The following is a 17,266-nucleotide window of genomic DNA, read 5'->3' on the forward strand; positions in this document are numbered from 1 at the left end:
GGAGCGAAGGGAGCGGAGTTATCCCCGCAGTGTGAAGCCAAGACCACAAAAGTATGCAGTGCAAAAAGCCAATAAAAACAATGCCAGTCAGGCTTAACTGACTGGCATTACCGCAAGGAGCCTTCTTGTCACCACCGTTCGGCCTCATTAAGTAATGTCGGCCTACAGGGCCCGCGGAAGGTACTCCTCTGCCAGTTCGGTGAGTGCAACATTGGTTTGAGTTTGGCCATTGGTCTTGCGCGTCTTGTACTCCGAGCCCAGCTCCTTTGCAGCCTGTTTAACGGCTTTGCTGAATGAATTAAGCGAGAGTGGGCGGTTCAAGCCGTGGTACTCCAGATAAGCCAGGTAGAGGTGATACAGGAATTTTCTCGGCTCCTTCATCACGGCGACATTTCCCCCCATACAGAACCCTTGCGGCTCAGCCAGAAACGCCAAGGTGGCGCAAAAGTCGAGTACGTGGTCAGCCTCGCGTTTCACCGCCAGTGCATCAGCACCATCCCGTTGCTCCTCCAGCAGACGCTTGGCCAGGTCAGGGTCGGCAAACCGGGTCAGCAGATGGCGAATGATCACCGGTAACTCAGCAGCAATCTTGTCGCCAAGCGCCCCATCCCGATCAGCCGATGCCACCACTCGTCCGAAGTGGAAGATCACCCGGCGACGAGCGATCCCCCCGTTGCGCTCGTTAAACACCATCGGCACGTTGTTGGTGGCCAGCAACACAGCTGGGATCCGAGTGCTGAAAATCGCCTTACCTTTAGGGTTGACCGATACTTTATCGCCACCAGTGATCGCCTTGAGCACGTGGCCATCGCCAACGTACGAAGGTTGGTCCGGCAACAAGATCAGGCGTTTGTCCCAGACATTCTCCAGACCAAAGTTGCTCTCGAGCAGTTTCATCGAGCTACTGCCCACGTTTTCTTGGCCAACCAGCAGCTCGCACAGACCTGCCATGACCGATTTGCCACTGCCGCCTTCCCCCGTCACCTCCAGGAACAACTGCCAGTCGTAGCGATTCGCCAGCACCATGAACAGCGCCGCGTTAATGCGATCCATCTTGGCCGCATCATTGTCGGTTGCGTAGCTCAGCCACTTCATGAAGTGGGGGGCACAATGCGCCAGGGTTTCCCCCACCAGCGGCTCGCTGTACTCGATCCCGTTGTGAGTCAGCAAACCATCGACGAGGGAATGCGGGCGAAACGCGCGGAGCACTAAGTCATAGACCCCATTGGCAAAACCAATCAGGTTGAGCGCCGGACGCGGTATCTCATCAAGGCCCAGTTTCATGGTATCCACAGCAGTGTTGATTATCCGGGCACTGTGTTTGGCGCCTTGCTGCTTAAACATTGCCGTCATACAGCGCGCAAGCACCGCATCCGGCATCGACTCCCACAGGCTGCCGGTGTAACGGTACACCTGGCTCGTGTCGACATTGATGGCCAGGGTTCCCAGACTAGAAACCAGTGCCTCCCCGCGCTGGCAGGCACTCATCTGATCCAGCATCAGCGCCGCGTCGTCCTGCTCAGGGCGCAGAGAAACAACATTAGCCGCCAGCAGAGAACCTGTTTTTTGGCTGCCCTTCTTATCGGCCAACAGCTTACTTTTAGGCGGGGCTTGGCGTGGCTCCTGTATCCCCTTCTGGTGCGCACTGGCAATAGTCGCCTTGACCTCCTGTACCGATTGGCCAGACGCCATGCCAGCAGCAAACAACTGACGCTCAGCGTCGGCGTGGCAGATCTCTCCACCAGCGACCAGTTGCGCCACCCCCAGCGCCTCCCGGTTGAGCGTCTCGTTCCGGCTCCCCATCGGCGCGCTGACAATCGCCTCACAGGCACTCGTCAACGCTCTCTCTCCATAGCGGCTGGTCTCTGCGGAGCTGACTATGGGGGCAATCACCTTTGGCTCATGTTTGGGCTTGGTGATCCACCCCAACAAGATGGCAGGAGCCTCCGGCAGAGCGGCCAGTTGGGGGATGGTATCGCCGCGCAGCACCTTACCGGCTTTGATGTAGATCAGCTGATTGCCGGTCTTTACATCTACGCCGGCCAGTCCATTCGCGTTGTTGACGCTCTGCTTCAAGCTGGCAAGGTCTACCCCAGCTGGCAAGCGGAACAGCCAGTGATACGAACCGTCAGGCAGGGTGTCGGTGAGCATCCGGTACTGGATCGGGAGCGTCTGATTGGGCAATCCGAGCATCGCCAGCAGATCCCTAGGGTGCGGCGCCTCGGGTACCTTGTTACCGTCCAGGTCCAGCAGGACCATTTCATCCAAGCGAACACCAAACAGGGTGTCATCCTCACGCACCATGGAGGACGGGTAGCGCTGCTCATTGCCATAGGGTTTCGGGTTGCCGTTGTCCTGATACGGAATGACAGCGTGACCGTTGGCCTCGATATTTGCAGCCTTGGCTTGCAGGGTTGCGTTCATACCGTACCCCCTACCACGCGCAGCATGGCACGCTTGTGATCGAACAGTGACACGCCGTCATCGTTCTCATAGGCTTCCTGAAGGCGGTGCATTTCCTCGATGCGCGCGCTGTTGGTGCTAGGGGAAGCACCATACAGGGCGAACTGGCCACAAATAGCATCCCTGCTAATTATCCCCGACTTTGCGCGGCACAGGCTTTTGCTTGCCAGCGAGCGCGCAGGTGCTACGCTCTCGGAGCCAGGTTTAATCATCTGGCCAATATCAAACATGCTAACCGAAGAGGCCGCCGTACCATGGCGGCTCTTTTTTGCGTAATTGGTGACTGTCATCCTCGCCTCCTTACGCCTCACGGCTCTTCTGGATCTGGGCGATGAGCCATGCTTCCAACTCCTCTTCAATCCAACCAACGGCTTTTGCGCCGATGGACACCGGTTTGGGAAAGGTCGGGTCATAAACATTGGGGTACTTCGGATTGGGACGCATTTTGGCGTAGATGGTAGAGCGGGACAGCCCGGTGCGGGCTTCAACCTCATTACGGCGAATAATGGTCAGAGTGGGTTTGCTTTCTTTAGCCATGTTAGTCATTCCCTGTCATGTACTGGAACGAAATGCACCAGCATGGCTCCTTATTTTTATCATTTCGTCACCAATTCCTAACCCTACAGGGGGAAACCCCGTCAGAGACGCACTTGACAAGGGAAATTAAATGGCGAGTAGGTGTGGATGACTTACTGGAACAGCAGCGAAATCTGCTGTTGAACGGCGGAACCGGGACGGGTCAAACCCACCTGGCATCGCCTTGGGACGCAATGCTGAGGGCCGGGTCAAGCGAGTGCGTTTCTATACAGTGGTGTACTGGCCAGCGAACTGGAGCAGGAAAAGGTGGCAGGCAAAGCCGGGCTGCTTGCCATTCGGTTGGTCAATGTCGATGCAGTGATTCTGGGCAAACTGAGCTATCTGCCGTTTGCCGAAAGCGGAGGCGCTCTGCTGTTTCACCTGATCAGCAAGCTGCGCAAGCGCACCAGCCCGCTCCCTGACCTCCAACCTGGCCTTCAGCAAGTGGAGAAGATGACAACGCTGATGCTGGATAGGATCATGTGAGTTTATCGAGACAGGCAACGACGCCTATCGCTTCAAACAGAGGATGAAATCAGCCAGCTAACCCTGGTCAATGTTGGACGCTGATCCCTGGTCATTTTTCGATGCTGATTAACAACCCGATCCGTCTATACAGACAGACTGTTTGGCAAGTGAATTACATTGCTCTCCAACCCGGTAAATTCATGGGGTGGCACATAGTGATGCTTGCAACAGTCCAGCCAGTCAGCCCACCATTGCACCATCTGTTGCCGCTGGGTGATAAATTCGGCCCGATGAATGTAAGCCGCCCGCACACCGTTACGCTCCTTATGGCTCATCTGCCGTTCAATGGCATCCGCACTCCATTGGCCTGATTCAAGCAACGCGCTGCAGGCCATCGCCCGGAAGCCATGACCGCATACCTCCACCTTGGTGTCATAACCCAGGCGGCGCAAGGCACTATTCACGGTGTTTTCACTCATGGGTTTTGATACATCATGGTCACCGGCAAAGACCAGATCAAAGCGCCCGGTCAAGGGGCGAATAGCCTCAATGATGGCCAGTGCCTGGCGTGACAACGGCACAAAGTGCGGTTCTCGCATCTTGGCACCACGATGTGAATGTTTAACCCCTTCAATGGGATCGCGGGACGCCGGGATCGTCCAGATTGCTCGCTCGATATCGAGCTCATCCCAGCGCATGAAGCGCAATTCACTCGAACGGACAAAGGTTAACAAGGTGAATTTCACCGCCATCTTGGTCAGCAGACGTCCCGAATAACTATCGAGACGACGCACCAGCTCGGGAATATCCTGCAGCGGCAGCGCGGGATGATGCTGGACTTTGCGAACCGACAACGCCCCCGTCAAATCAGCAGCAGGATTGGCCTCAATCAAATCAGTTCGCATTGCATAACTCATTATGCCATTGATGTGTTGCCGCACTCGTCCTGCCAAATCAAGCGCATTTCGCTGCTCTATCTTACGCAGTGGAACAAGCAGGTCACGAGTCTTGAGTTCGGCAACGGGGCAATGGCCAATCAATGGAAACACGTCTTTTTCAAGCCGGGTCAAGATGCGTGAAGCGTGATCGGAGGACCACTTGCCAGCATTATTTGCATGCCATTCACGGGCAACAGCCTCAAAACTATTCACTTGTTTGCGGGTAATGTCGTTACGCACCTGCTGCTTATGGACGACAGGGTCAATACCCTTGGCCAACAAATTTCGTGCGGCAGCGTGTTTGGCACGGGCCTCCGTCAACGACAGGATGGGGTAATCACCAAACGCCATCAGCCCGGCCTTACCATCAGGCTTAGTGAACTTGAAGCGCCACGAACGGGTACCGTTCTTTTTGACCAATAAGTGCAAGCCATTCCCATCGAACAGGGAATAGTCTTTTTCTCGCGGGCGGGCATTGCGACACTCGGTATCAGACAAGGGTCTGGTGGTTCGCGGCATTGGTATACGACTCCTTTATCGAATCGATGTATACCTAAGCGTATACCAATTTATAGCGGATGTGTTAGGAATGACTCGGAATGTTCTGGACGTAAAAAAACCCAGAGACGTTGAATTCACTGGGTTTTTTGAACTTTTTCGGAATACTTTGGAAGTATTAATGGTGCCCGAGGCCGGAATCGAACCGGCACGACGCGAACGTCGAGGGATTTTAAATCCCTTGTGTCTACCGATTTCACCACTCGGGCACCGCAATCGGTATCAAGCTCGCGTGGCGGGCTTGTCAATATGGAGGCACGTTCCGGAGTCGAACCGGACTAAACGGATTTGCAATCCGCTGCATAACCGCTTTGCTAACGCGCCATGCAAAAGAGAGTTGGCTCTCTATTGTCTGAATTTGGAGCGGGAAACGAGACTCGAACTCGCGACCCCGACCTTGGCAAGGTCGTGCTCTACCAACTGAGCTATTCCCGCATTGGTCTGGCTGACTGCCTGACTACGAGGACGCATTCTAGCGATGTTCCTCGCCCAGTCAACCAGAAATATTTAATTACCTGATCGTTCGGGCATTTTTTGCCCTTTTTGAACAGTTTTAGCGCCTTTGGCCGTTTCCTGCCTAAAATCAGCGGAAACCTCACCTTGCAGCACGGCTGGTCACAGGTTGGCGTGATGGGTCAGATCGCCCCAAGCGGCCTTCATGTACTGGAACATCGACCAGAAGGTGAGCACGGTGGCGACATAAAGCATCACGTAGGCGAGCCATACCATCCAGACGTTGTATTGCCAAATCAGACCGGTGAGCGACACCATCTGGATCATGGTCTTCCACTTGCCAATCCAGCTGACCGCCACCGAGGAGCGTTTGCCGAGCTCGGCCATCCATTCGCGCAGGGCGGAGATGATGATCTCGCGGCCAATCATCGTCATGGCGGGGATGGTCACCCAGATGGTGTTGTAGTGTTCGACGATAACCACCAGTGCGGCGGCAACCATGATCTTGTCGGCAACGGGGTCAAGGAAGGCGCCAAAGGCGGTGGACTGATTGAGCTTGCGGGCCAGATAGCCATCAAACCAGTCGGTGGCAGCGGCCAGAATAAAGATGATGGCAGCAGCCAGATAGGACCATTGATAAGGCAGATAGAACAGGATGACGAAGACGGGAATGAGCAAAATCCGGAAAAACGTCAACAGGTTAGGTATGTTTGTCATTATTTTCAGCCACTTCTTGTACGTCGCTACATAGTGCGCCAAAGCCGATTTGCGATGCAACCGCACTGGCGCCCGTCTTGGTCTTTTTAATCCATCAATCTTCTCAAAATGCGAGGGCCATTATGGCATTTACGGCCCCCCCGCGTCACGGCTCTTGTGCATCAAGGAGTTAGCGATTTTGCCATGCCGCTAACCCTGCTCAGGCGCTGTGCAAGCCATCGTGGATGGTCTGGGCCAGCTCCTGACTGATGCCGGGTACCTTGGCCAGTTCATCCACGCTCGCCTTTTTAACCTCCTGCAGGCCGCCCAGATATTTGAGCAGCGCCTGCCGCCGCTTTGGCCCCACCCCCGGAATATCCTCCAGCGTGCTGCTGGTGCGGGCCTTGGCCCGTCTGGCACGGTGGCCGGTAATGGCAAAACGGTGGGATTCATCGCGAATATGCTGAATAAGGTGCAAAGCGGGCATATCTGCCGGCAAATGCAGCTCTTCGTGGCTCTCCCCCATGATAAGCGTTTCCAACCCCGCCTTGCGGGTGACTCCCTTGGCAATCCCCACCAGCAGCGGGTATTTGCCGCCGAGAAACTCCAGCTGGCGCGCCAGGATCTCTTCGGCGCGGCGCAACTGGCCGAGGCCGCCGTCGATAAACAGCACGTCCGGCACCTTGTCCGGCTCCTGCTGCTTGCCAAAGCGGCGCTCCAGCGCCTGCTCCATTGCCGCGTAGTCATCACCACCGGTGATGCCGTCGATGTTGAAACGACGATATTCCGATGAGAGCGGCCCCTCCCGGTTGAACACCACGCAAGAGGCCACCGTGCGCTCCCCCATGGTGTGGGAGATATCGAAACACTCCATGCGGGCGATTGGGCGATCCAGCTCCAGCAGCTCTTCCAGCTGATCGTAGCGAGCAGTAATGGTGCTCTTGTGAGCCAGCCGCGATCGCAGCGCCGTCTCGGCGTTGATGGAGGCGAGCTTGATAAAACGAGCCCGTTCGGCGCGGGTACGGCTCACCACCCGCACCTTGTAGCCTGCGGTCTGGCTCAGAGTCTCGGCGATGACGCTCTCGTCCTCAAGGGCCACATCGAGCAGCACCTCGCTCGGGATCTGCCGCCCCCCCTGCCCCGACAGATAGAACTGCAGCAGGAAGGATTGCACCACCTCATCAAGCTGGGTATCAGCAGGCACTTTCGGGAAGTAGCTGCGTGAGCCGAGCACCTTGCCCTGACGGATAAAGAGCACGTGGATGCAAGCAGCACCTTGCTGGAAGGCGACCCCCACCACATCCAGCTCGTCCAGTACGTTGCCGCTCACCGACTGCTGTTCGGTGACCCGGCGCAGCGCCAGGATCTGATCCCGGTAGCGGGCCGCCTCTTCAAAGCGCAGATCGCCGCTGGCAGACTCCATCTTGCCCACCAGCTCGCCAATCACTTGCTGGTTCTTGCCCGCCAGAAACAGTTTGGCAAGCTCCACCTGCTGGGCATATTCGGCCTCGCTCACCAACCCGGGTACGCAAGGGCCAGCGCAACGCTTGAGCTGATAGAGCAGACAGGGACGGGTGCGGTTGGCATAGACCGCATCCTCGCACTGGCGCACCGGAAAAATCTTCTGCATCAGATGCAAACTCTCGCGCACCGCACCGCCAGAGGGGTATGGGCCGAAGTACTCCCCCTTCACCTTGCGGGCGCCGCGATGGACGCCGATGCGCGGATGCTGGTGCGCGGTGATGATGATCCAGGGGTAGGATTTGTCGTCCCGCAGCAGCACGTTGTAACGGGGCTGGTACTGCTTGATAAGGTTGTGCTCGAGGATCAGCGCCTCGGTCTCGGTGTGGGTGACGGTGACCTGAATATCGGCGATCTGGCGCACCAGGGTGCGGGTCTTGATGCTGTCGACGTTGGTGCGAAAGTAGGAGGCGAGCCGCTTTTTCAGATCCTTGGCCTTGCCCACATAGATCACGGTGCCACCGCTGTCATACATGCGGTAGACGCCACTCTGATGGGTGACGGCGCTCAGAAACGCCTTGCTGTCGAAGAGAGGTTCGGGAGAGAAGGTCATCAGCTACTCGGCTCACACAAAGGCAAAAATTGACGGGCAGAGCATACTGCCCTCGCCGCCCGAAAAGCAAAGGGGCAGAAAAGCAAAAAGGCGGCACTCGCCGCCTTTGTGACCACACGCCAGCCGATTAGAGGGTATCGGCATCCAGCATGCCATAGCGAATGGCCAGATGGGTCAGTTCCACGTCACCGTTGATCCCCAGCTTGCTGAACAGACGATAGCGGTAGCTGTTGACCGTCTTCGGGCTCAGGTTGAGCTGCTCGGAGATATCGGTCACCTTCTGCCCCTTGGTGATCATCATCATGATCTGCAGCTCGCGCTCGGAGAGGGACTTGAAGGGATTCTCGTCAGCGGAGGCAAATTGGCTGAGGGCCATCTGCTGGGCAATCTCCGGGGAGATGTAGCGCTGACCGGAGTGCACCAACCGGATCGCCTGGATCATCTCGTCAGGGGCAGCCCCCTTGGTCAGGTAACCGGCGGCGCCGGCCTGCATCACCTTGGTGGGGAACGGATTTTCTGAATGAATTGTCAGCACTATGATGCGCACATCGGGGCGGATCCGCAGAATTTTGCGAGTCGCTTCCAGACCACCAATACCCGGCATGTTCATGTCCATCAGGATCACGTCCGGATGGTGTTGGCGACAGAAAGTGACTGCGGTCTCGCCGCTCTGTGCTTCGCCCACCACCTTGATCCCGCGCACATCTTCAAGAATGCGTCTTATCCCTGTACGCACCAGCTCATGATCATCGACCAGGAATACATTTATCACCCAAACACCCCGTTTTATCTCGTTTTAGCCGCCCGGTTAGGGTTAACAGGGCGTCTTGCATCATAACCAAACTCGTTGCTTTGGCAAACCATGCACGCCAAAAGTTTGAGAAAACCCATGTTTAGCGTTTAAAATCAAATAATTATATAAATTTTCAAAACAAAAAACGGTGCCTTGCGACACCGTTTTTCATGACGTTAGTGCTGTGGCCATCACTTGGCCAAAAAGGCCCGCACCTTCTCCAGATCGGCCTGGGTATCCACCCCGACTGGCGGTGCTTCAAGGGCCTGGGCGACGTGGATCTTCTCCCCGTACCAGAGCACCCGCAGCTGCTCCAGCGCCTCGACCTGCTCCAGCACGCTCGGTGCCCAGTCTACGTAACGCTGGATAAAGCCGGCGCGATAGGCATAGATACCGATATGACGCTGGTAGTGGTCACCAATTTGCTCATGGCTCTTGGCAAAGCGATCCCGATCCCAGGGAATGCTGGCGCGACTGAAGTAGAGGGCGTAGCCATCCTTGTCAGTCACCACTTTCACTGCGTTCGGGTTGAACGCCTCTTCGGCATCCTTGATCGGCACAGACAGGGTCGCCATCGGCGCCGTGGCAGCGGCCAGATTATCCGCTACCTGACGAATGATGGCGGGCGGAATGAGCGGCTCATCCCCCTGCACATTGACGATGATGGTATCGGCGGCAAAGCCGTAGTGACGGCACACCTCGGCCAGACGCTCGGTGCCGGACTGGTGATCAGGTGAGGTCATGCACACCTCGACGCCGGTGCTCAGCAGTGCCTGCTGCACCCGCTCGTCATCGGTGGCGACGATCACCCGATCGGCACCCGATTGCAGGGCTTTCTCCACCACGTGCTGCACCATGGGCTTGCCATGGATATCCGCCAGCGGCTTGCCCGGCAGACGGGTTGACGCATAGCGGGCGGGAATAACGACGACGAAACTCATGACTGCAGCTCATCGCTGTTGAGCGGACGGGCACGGTTCTCCAGTAGTACCGGGATCCCCTCTTCCAGCGGATAGGCCAGCTTGTCAAAGCGGCAGACCAACTCATGAACTGCTTTGTTGTAATGCAGCTTACCCTTGCAGACCGGGCAGGCGATGATGTCGAGCAACTTGATGTCCAAAGCCAAAACGATACTCCTTCAACGATGTCGCGCTGGCGGCTTCATCACGCCAGCGATGGATGTCGAGCAACCAGATATTCCATGCGGGGCATATCAAGCCCCTGGTCCCCCGCCGAGGCGAGAGAGATTAATCTTGTGCCTTGGTTACGCCTTGCGCCTTTCCACTCGTGTTCAGCTTGTGCAGCAGGGTGTCGAGCAGAGAAGCTGGCAACTCGGCACTGACCGGCAGATACCACCAGTTATCGAGGGCAAACGGGCGGCACTTGACCGCATCCTTCTCCGTCATCAGCAGCGGCTTGCTGGCAAAGCGACCCACCAGCTCATCCCGATAGAAGGGGTGATGATCGCCGTAGGCAACCTGTTGATCCAGCTGATAGCCGAGCCCTTCCAGGGTGGCAAAGAAGCGGGGCGGATGACCGATCCCCGCCAACGCATCGACCTGCCCCGACAAGGGGGCGACAAGCGGTGCATCGTCGCGCACCCGGCGCGGGGTGCCGGCGACCAGTTGCATGGGGTACTCCCCCTTGCCCGGCTCGCCGCCGTTGCAGATGATGGCGTCCACCCGTTTGAGACGAGTGACCGGCTCGCGCAGCGGCCCCATCGGCAGCAAGCAGGCGTTGCCGAAACGGCGCGCTCCGTCCACCACCACCAGCTCGATGTCGCGGGCCAGCGCATAGTGCTGCAGACCATCGTCGGTGATGATGATATCCACCTCACCGCTCTGCTCCAGCAGTCGTACCGCGTCGGCCCGTTTCGGGGCAACCACCACGGGGCAGCCGCAGCGCCGGGCAATCAGCACCGGCTCATCTCCGGCCTGCGCCGTGGTGCTGGTCTCATCCAGCCGATAGGGGTAATGGGGTGCCTTGCCACCATAACCACGGCTCACCACCCCGGGTCGATAGCCACGGGCTTGCAACTGCTCCACCAGCCAGACCACCACCGGCGTCTTGCCGTTGCCCCCCACCGAAATATTGCCCACCACGAGCACCGGCAAGGAGGCGCGATACCCCTTGCGCCAGCCATGACGATAGGCGTAGCGGCGGGTGCCGCTGATGACGGCAAACAGCAGGGCAAAGGGGGCCAGCAACCAGCGCCAGCCACTCTTTGCATACCAGAGCCGTTCCAGCATCAGGCCTTGCTTCCCGCGTTGCCAAACTGAATGGCGCGCAGCTGGGCATAGGTGCCGCGCTGCTCCATCAATGCTTCGTGGTTGCCGCGCTCGACGATATGGCCTTCGTCGATCACCAGGATCTCGTCCGCCTTCTCGATGGTGGAGAGACGGTGGGCGATCACCAGCGAGGTACGCGCCTTGCAAAGCTCGTCGATAGCCGCCTGAATGTGGCGCTCGGACTCGGTATCGAGGGCCGAGGTGGCCTCATCCAGCAGCAGAACCGGCGCATCGCGCAGCAGGGCGCGCGCAATGGCAACACGCTGGCGCTGACCGCCGGAAAGGGATGCACCGTTCTCGCCAACCACAGTGTCATACCCGTTGCTCATCTTGCTGACGAACTCGTCGGCATGAGCGATACGGGCGGCCTGCACGATCTGGTCGCGGCTGTATTTGTCTTCTGCGGCGTAGGCGATGTTGTTGGCCACCGAGTCATTGAACAGGTGAACATGCTGGGAGACTAGCGCGTACTGCTTGCGCAGCTCGCTCAACTTGTATTCGCGGATGTTGATGCCGTCCAGCAGGATCTCGCCCTGATCGATGTCGTAGAAGCGGGTCAGCAGGCTGGCAATGGTACTCTTGCCAGAGCCGGAACGGCCCACCAGCGCCACCGATTTCCCCGCCTCCACCTTGAAGCTGACGTTGTGCAGCGCCGGGGTGTCCTTGGTCGGGTAGGTGAAGGTGACGTTGCGAAACTCGATCTCGCCACGGGCGCGCTCCAGAGTGCGGGTGCCGGTATCCTGCTCCGGCTCGGTGTCGAGCAGACCAAACAGGCTGTGGCAGGCAGTGATGGCCCGCTGGAACTGGTTATTGACGTCGGTCAGGCTTTTCAGCGGCTTGAGCAGCATCATCATGGAGGTGATCATGACGGTAAACGTACCGGCAGTCAGCTCGCTGCGCACACTGTCGATGGTAGCTACATAGAGGAAGGCAGCCAGCGCGATGGAGGCCACCATCTGCACCACAGGGCTGCCGATGGCATCAGCCGCGACCATCTTCATGGTCTGCTGGCGCATGTTGTTGCTGACCTGGAAGAAGCGCTTCTCTTCCACCTTCTGGCCACCAAACATCAGCACCTCTTTGTGCCCTTTGAGCATCTGCTCGGTGGAGGTGGTGATATCCCCTACCGCCTGCTGAATGTGACGGCTGATCTGGCGGAAACGGCGGCTGATAAGGCCGATGATGACACCCACCAGCGGGCCAACCACCAGGAAAATCACCGACAGCTGCCAAGAGTGCCAGAACATCAGGCCGAGCAGACCGACCACGGTCGCCCCTTCCCGCACCAGGGTCACTAGCGTGGTGCTCGCCGCCGAGGAGACCTGACTGGCGTCATAGGTCACCTTGGAGAGCAGGTGGCCGGTATTCTGACGATCGAAGAAGCTCATCGGCATCGCCACCATGTGATTGAACACCTGCTGTTGCAGACGCATCACGACGTGGTTGCCAACCCAAGCCATGCAGTAGTTGGAGAGAAAGTTGGCGACACCGCGCAGGGCCACGATGCCGAGGACGAAGAAGGGCATCCATTTCAAAACGGTGCTGTCGTTGCCATTGATGCCCTGATCGATCAGCGGCTTGATGGAGTAGACAAAGGTGGTATCCACGGCGGCGTAGCCCAGCATCCCTATGATGCCACCGACCAGGCCCAGCTTGCGATCACGGACATAACCGAGCAGGCGTTTGAATACTGGCCAGCTCTCTTGTGAGGTTTCTTGTTGCATGAATAGCCGTTAGTAATGGAAATGACGGGCTATTCTAGCCAAAGCGCAGGCTTACACCAAGCGCCGCCACCGATATCGCATTCCTACACGGCAGAAATGGCCAATTATTGCTCAAACCACACTCTCGGCCGCCACCACTCACCACTGCGCCGGTACCAGGGCCCCAGATCTCGCTCGGCGGTGACGCTCAAGCCCGCAGCGGTGGGTTCGACCAGCATCGCCCCTTGCTGACCGGTGATCCACTGGCGGGCATCCCGATAGCGGGCCACCACATCGGGACGGGGAAAGCCCCACTGATTCATAAAGCCGGCGCTGTGGATCACCTCCTGCGCCGCTACCGCCGCAACAAAAGGGGGCGTGGAGGAGGTGCGACTGCCATGATGGGGGCTCACCAGCAAGGTGCTGGCCAACCCCTCTCCCTCCAGCGCCACCAGCCGTTGCTCGGCCTGCCGCTCGATATCGGCACTGAGCAGCACGCTGTGCAGCCCATCGTTGATACGCACTACGCAGCCATCGTTATTGCGCCCGCCACCGGGGCGCTCGGGCCAGAGCACTGCAAACGAGAGCCCCTGCCAGCGCCACTGTTGCCCACGCTGGCAAAGCGTCGTTCCCTCACTGAAGGGATAAGAGGAGAGCTCGTGGCGCACCGGCATGGCGCTGAGCAGTCGCTTGCGATTGCCGGCATGGTCCCGATCCTTGTGGCTGATGATGAGGCGATCGATGACCCGGATCCCCAGATGGCTCAGCTGGGGCAGGATCACCGCGTCCGCCATGTTGTAGCCTCCGGGATAGCGATCACCTGTGTCATAGAGGATGGCACGCTCCCCCTTGCTGATCAGCACTGCCAGCCCTTGCCCCACATCCAGCACCCGCAGTTGCCAGCGGACTGGCGTTGGCCAGAGCGCCAACAACAGCGCACACAGACCCGGTAGCAACAGCCAACGTGCCGGGCGCCACTGCGCGGCGAACCAGAGCAGCAACAGCAGGGTGCAAAGCGGCAGCCACCAGCCGGGCAGTGGCCACCACAGTTGCAGTTGATCGGAAAGCCAGTTCAGGATCGTCAACACCCACCCGAGCCCCAAATCCGCCAGCCAGAACAGGCCGTAGGCAAGCGAGGTGGATAGCGGCGCCAGCAGCACACCGATCAGCGCCAGCGGGATGATAGCGATACAAAAGAGCGGCACCGCCAGCAGGTTGATCACCATGGCAAGGGGTGCGATTCCCTCGAACAACGCCAGTTGCAGCGGCAGCAGACCGAGCAGCAGCCAGAGCTGGATCTGCCAGAGCCCCGGCTTGTCGTGGACATATCCCACCAGCAGCAAGATGGCCACCGCCAGAAACGAAAGCCAGAAGCCGGCCGAATAGAGGGCGAAGGGATCCCAGAGGGTCAATACCACAAAGGCCCACAGCCAGATGCGCCAGGCCGGCCACTCTCGCCGACTCCAGCGCAACACGCTCCACACCAGCACCATGATCAGGGCCCGCTCGGTGGCCAGCGCAAACCCGGCCAACGCGCTGTAGACGGCGGCAAACAACAGGGAGGTGATGATGGCGCCGCGCAGACCAAACAGCCTGCCCAGCCACCACCCGAGCACCGCCACCAGCGCAATGTGCTGCCCTGAGATGGCGATGATATGGGTCAGGCCGCTGCCGCGAAACAGCTCCCACTGGGCATCCGTGATGCCGCTCTGCTCGCCAAAAGTGAGCGCCGCCAGCAAGGGGGCATAGTCAAGCGGACGCCAACTCTCGGTCGCGGCCCCCAACCAGCGTTCACGCCACCCTGCTGGTGCCTGTTGAATGTCGATCACCCGGCGCAAATTGCCGGTGGCGGTGATCCCCTTGCCCAGCAGCAGACGCCGCCCATCCAGCCCCGCCTCGTTGGCCAGACCGTGAGCCGGTTTCAACGAGGTCACCAGGGTGATCCGGCTGCCCACTGTCATGGTGGGTAATGCCTGATAGGCATTGACCCGGATCAGGGGCTCAGGTGTCACCGGTTGCTCGTCGAGGGTACTCACCCGCAGCAGCAGCCGGACAAATTTATCCCCCTCGGGCTCTGCACTTTGCAGCTCTGCGGTTATCATGTGGCTCGTCTGATCGCCCAACCGCTCCAGCCAGGCCAGCCGATAGGCAAGATTGGCCTGCATCCAGAGGATGCCGAGCAGGAGAAACAGCCACCGCCAGGCTCGGCAATATGCAAGGGGGATCAGCAGGGACAGCAACAGGCCCCCCCATGCGAGTGAAGGTAACCATGGCCAGAGCAGTGAGGAGCTTGCCCCCAGGGCAAACGACAACAGACGCAGATCCATGGAGCAAGTATTTAGCAAGGTTTCAATATGCCCAAACGACTCATTAAACGCTGGATGCCCGATCAGCAAACCCTTAAAGAACACAAGCACCTGCGGCTGTTTGGCAAACTGCTGCTCGATGCCAACCTCTGGCACCTCAACCGCCGCTCGGCCGCCGGGGCCTTTGCGGTGGGCCTCTTCATGGCCTGGGTGCCGCTCCCCTGCCAGATGCTGCTGGCCGCCGGTGGCGCCATCCTGTGCCGGGTCAATCTGCCGCTCTCGGTGGCGCTGGTCTGGCTCTCCAACCCCTTTACCATGCCGCCCCTGCTCTATGGTGCCTATCTGGTGGGTTGCCAGTTGCTGGGACATTCGGCGCAGCAGATAGAGATTGAATTCACCTGGGACTGGCTGGTCTCGGTATTGGGCACAGTGGCACCGCCGCTGTTGCTGGGCTCGCTGATCCTGGCCCTGCTCAGTTCCCTTATCGGCTACACCCTGATCCGCACCTTCTGGCGGATCAGTACGGTGCGCCAGTGGCAAAAACGCAAGATGGCCCGCCCATGCTGAGTCGCTGGTTTGCCCGCTTCAAGCTCGATCCCGATGCACTCGCTCATCGCAGTCGGTCTGGCGCTGGCATTCAGCCTCAACCTGCCGCTGGCGCTGCTGGCGGTCTGGTTCAACAATCCGCTGACTTTGCCGTTCATGTACCTCTACGCCTATCGCACCGGTTGTCTGGTACTGCACCAGACACCGGAGCCCTTCCACCTCAGCTGGACCCTGCACTGGCTGGAACAGGAGGCCGCGACCCTGGTGCCCCCCTTCCTGCTCGGCAGCCTGCAGCTGGCGGTACTCACCGCCCTGAGCGGCGGCGCCCTGACTGCGCTGCTGCTGCAACTGCGCAAGCTGTGGCAAGGTGCCCGCCACCAGTTAGTCCCCCTTCCCATTGTTTGACTGTTTGACGATCAGCCGTTGGTGTCTAGTCCTGAAATAGGTTTACACATTTTCAACTAGCATTTCTCTACTCAGAACCCCCTATGTGCCGCATCGGGGGTTCTGTATTTCAACGCATGATGCGGCCGCTCCGCGTTGTAAATATCCACTGCTTCACGCACCATTTCCCGCGCTTGCGTCAAATCCTGCGGGCTTTGCAACAATAACTCTCCTTTCAAAATCCCGTTCACCCGCTCCGCCAACGCATTCTGGTAACAGTCATACCCATCCGTCATCGAGCATTTCACCCCGTACCGTTCATGTAGTGACTGATACAGCCCAGAGCAATACTGCACGCCGCGGTCTGAGTGATGGATAAGTTCACCGCTGCCACGCCGTTGCTTCAGCGCTTTCTTGAACGCCATCGCAACCGACTCCGCGTGCATTCCTTCGTGCACGTGATGGCCCACTATCTTGCGTGAGTAGGCATCCGTCACCAAGCTCAGGTACAGCGGCCCGCTCCTGGCTGGCAGATAGGTGATATATGCGACCCAGACCTGCTCCGGGGCCACCGGTGTGACCTGCTCTGGCCCCGCCTTGAGCAAGTTGTGATGACGGTAGAAACGGTGAAAACTGTGGGTGGTTTTGTGATACGCCCGCTTAGGCTGCACCAGCAGGCGGTGCTCGGCCAATATCCGAAACAGCCTGTCACGCCCGACCTTGAGCCCGCCATCCTCCTGACCCTGCAGCAGATAATGCAGCTTGCGAGTGCCGACCCGCGGTTGTCGCAGTCGAACCTGACGCACGAAGCGCACCACCTGCAATCCCTATGCATGGCGTTCGTCGGCGACCCGATTGCGCTTGTAGTAAGCCTGCCGGCTTATCCCCAGAAACAGGCAAGCCCTGACGATGGTCAGCCTCTCGACTTGCCGCTGCGAGAGGACTTGCCGGGTCGCTTTTTTACGATGGAGACGCCGTAGTCATTCTTCAGTACATCGACGACGGCCTCAAAGAACTGGG

14 protein-coding genes, 3 tRNA genes and 2 pseudogenes are annotated in these 17,266 nt (G+C 58.7%); 3 read left to right on the plus strand and 16 right to left on the minus strand.

The window, feature by feature from the left end; all coding sequences use genetic code 11:
* Positions 1-162: 162 nt before the first annotated feature.
* Genes ACB035_RS20175 through ACB035_RS20185 form a run of 3 tightly spaced genes read right to left on the minus strand, consistent with a single transcriptional unit; the run spans position 163 to position 3,000 of the window.
* On the minus strand, positions 163-2,424 hold the full coding sequence (locus tag ACB035_RS20175) for a DUF5906 domain-containing protein (RefSeq protein WP_371168012.1): 2,262 nt from the start codon (positions 2,422-2,424) through the stop codon (positions 163-165).
* The gene (locus tag ACB035_RS20180) at positions 2,421-2,753 is read right to left on the minus strand and encodes a hypothetical protein (protein WP_371168013.1); all 333 of its coding nucleotides are present in this window, start codon (positions 2,751-2,753) and stop codon (positions 2,421-2,423) included. Before ACB035_RS20180 ends, ACB035_RS20175 begins: the two co-directional genes overlap by 4 nt.
* A gap of 10 nt (positions 2,754-2,763) precedes the next feature.
* Complete coding sequence (locus ACB035_RS20185; protein ID WP_041980245.1) at positions 2,764-3,000, minus strand: AlpA family transcriptional regulator; 237 nt, start codon at positions 2,998-3,000, stop codon at positions 2,764-2,766.
* Positions 3,001-3,306: 306 nt separating this feature from the next.
* Here ACB035_RS20185 and ACB035_RS20190 point away from each other — a divergent pair, with 306 nt between their 5' ends.
* The gene (locus ACB035_RS20190) at positions 3,307-3,525 is read left to right on the plus strand and encodes a hypothetical protein (protein WP_371168014.1); all 219 of its coding nucleotides are present in this window, start codon (positions 3,307-3,309) and stop codon (positions 3,523-3,525) included.
* 125 nt (positions 3,526-3,650) lie between these two features.
* Here the strand turns inward: ACB035_RS20190 and ACB035_RS20195 are convergent, their stop codons facing one another.
* The 12 genes from ACB035_RS20195 to ACB035_RS20250 form a co-directional block, all read right to left on the minus strand.
* The gene (locus ACB035_RS20195; protein ID WP_005350905.1) at positions 3,651-4,964 is read right to left on the minus strand and encodes an integrase arm-type DNA-binding domain-containing protein; all 1,314 of its coding nucleotides are present in this window, start codon (positions 4,962-4,964) and stop codon (positions 3,651-3,653) included.
* A 161-nt stretch (positions 4,965-5,125) separates the two neighbouring features.
* Positions 5,126-5,212 (minus strand) — tRNA-Leu (locus tag ACB035_RS20200).
* 41 nt (positions 5,213-5,253) lie between these two features.
* Positions 5,254-5,327, minus strand: a tRNA-Cys gene (locus ACB035_RS20205).
* Positions 5,328-5,362: 35 nt separating this feature from the next.
* Positions 5,363-5,438 (minus strand) — tRNA-Gly (locus tag ACB035_RS20210).
* A gap of 180 nt (positions 5,439-5,618) precedes the next feature.
* Positions 5,619-6,173 carry a CDP-diacylglycerol--glycerol-3-phosphate 3-phosphatidyltransferase gene (gene pgsA, locus ACB035_RS20215; protein ID WP_031227442.1) on the minus strand — a complete coding sequence of 185 codons (555 nt, stop codon included), beginning with the start codon at positions 6,171-6,173 and terminating at the stop codon, positions 5,619-5,621.
* Between the two features lie 199 nt (positions 6,174-6,372).
* Positions 6,373-8,226, minus strand: a complete 1,854-nt coding sequence (gene uvrC, locus ACB035_RS20220) for an excinuclease ABC subunit UvrC (RefSeq protein ID WP_270904579.1) — start codon at positions 8,224-8,226, stop codon at positions 6,373-6,375.
* Positions 8,227-8,353: 127 nt separating this feature from the next.
* Positions 8,354-8,998 (minus strand): UvrY/SirA/GacA family response regulator transcription factor, encoded by a 645-nt coding sequence (gene uvrY, locus ACB035_RS20225; protein WP_005337448.1) that lies wholly within the window; start codon positions 8,996-8,998, stop codon positions 8,354-8,356.
* A 212-nt stretch (positions 8,999-9,210) separates the two neighbouring features.
* Complete coding sequence (gene kdsB / locus ACB035_RS20230) at positions 9,211-9,960, minus strand: 3-deoxy-manno-octulosonate cytidylyltransferase (protein WP_201906360.1); 750 nt, start codon at positions 9,958-9,960, stop codon at positions 9,211-9,213.
* A complete protein-coding gene (locus ACB035_RS20235) occupies positions 9,957-10,145 on the minus strand; it encodes a Trm112 family protein (protein WP_371168015.1) in 189 nt (62 codons plus the stop codon). Before ACB035_RS20235 ends, kdsB begins: the two co-directional genes overlap by 4 nt.
* A gap of 121 nt (positions 10,146-10,266) precedes the next feature.
* A complete protein-coding gene (lpxK, locus tag ACB035_RS20240) occupies positions 10,267-11,268 on the minus strand; it encodes a tetraacyldisaccharide 4'-kinase (protein WP_371168016.1) in 1,002 nt (333 codons plus the stop codon).
* A complete protein-coding gene (gene msbA, locus ACB035_RS20245; protein ID WP_075115539.1) occupies positions 11,268-13,031 on the minus strand; it encodes a lipid A ABC transporter ATP-binding protein/permease MsbA in 1,764 nt (587 codons plus the stop codon). Before msbA ends, lpxK begins: the two co-directional genes overlap by 1 nt.
* A gap of 104 nt (positions 13,032-13,135) precedes the next feature.
* Positions 13,136-15,337, minus strand: coding sequence for a DNA internalization-related competence protein ComEC/Rec2 (locus ACB035_RS20250; protein ID WP_371168017.1), 2,202 nt, complete (start codon positions 15,335-15,337; stop codon positions 13,136-13,138).
* 27 nt (positions 15,338-15,364) lie between these two features.
* Here ACB035_RS20250 and ACB035_RS20255 point away from each other — a divergent pair, with 27 nt between their 5' ends.
* Together ACB035_RS20255 and ACB035_RS20260 are read left to right on the plus strand one after the other, a co-directional pair.
* Positions 15,365-15,883 (plus strand): DUF2062 domain-containing protein, encoded by a 519-nt coding sequence (locus ACB035_RS20255; protein WP_103251047.1) that lies wholly within the window; start codon positions 15,365-15,367, stop codon positions 15,881-15,883.
* A gap of 27 nt (positions 15,884-15,910) precedes the next feature.
* A pseudogene (locus ACB035_RS20260) lies at positions 15,911-16,267 on the plus strand (DUF2062 domain-containing protein); the annotation flags it as partial.
* A gap of 71 nt (positions 16,268-16,338) precedes the next feature.
* On the opposite strand, the pseudogene ACB035_RS20265 reads toward ACB035_RS20260, so the two are convergent.
* A pseudogene (locus ACB035_RS20265) lies at positions 16,339-17,266 on the minus strand (IS3 family transposase); the annotation flags it as partial.

The sequence above is a fragment of the Aeromonas sp. S12(2024) genome, from assembly GCF_041402305.1.
Lineage (GTDB): Bacteria > Pseudomonadota > Gammaproteobacteria > Enterobacterales > Aeromonadaceae > Aeromonas > Aeromonas veronii.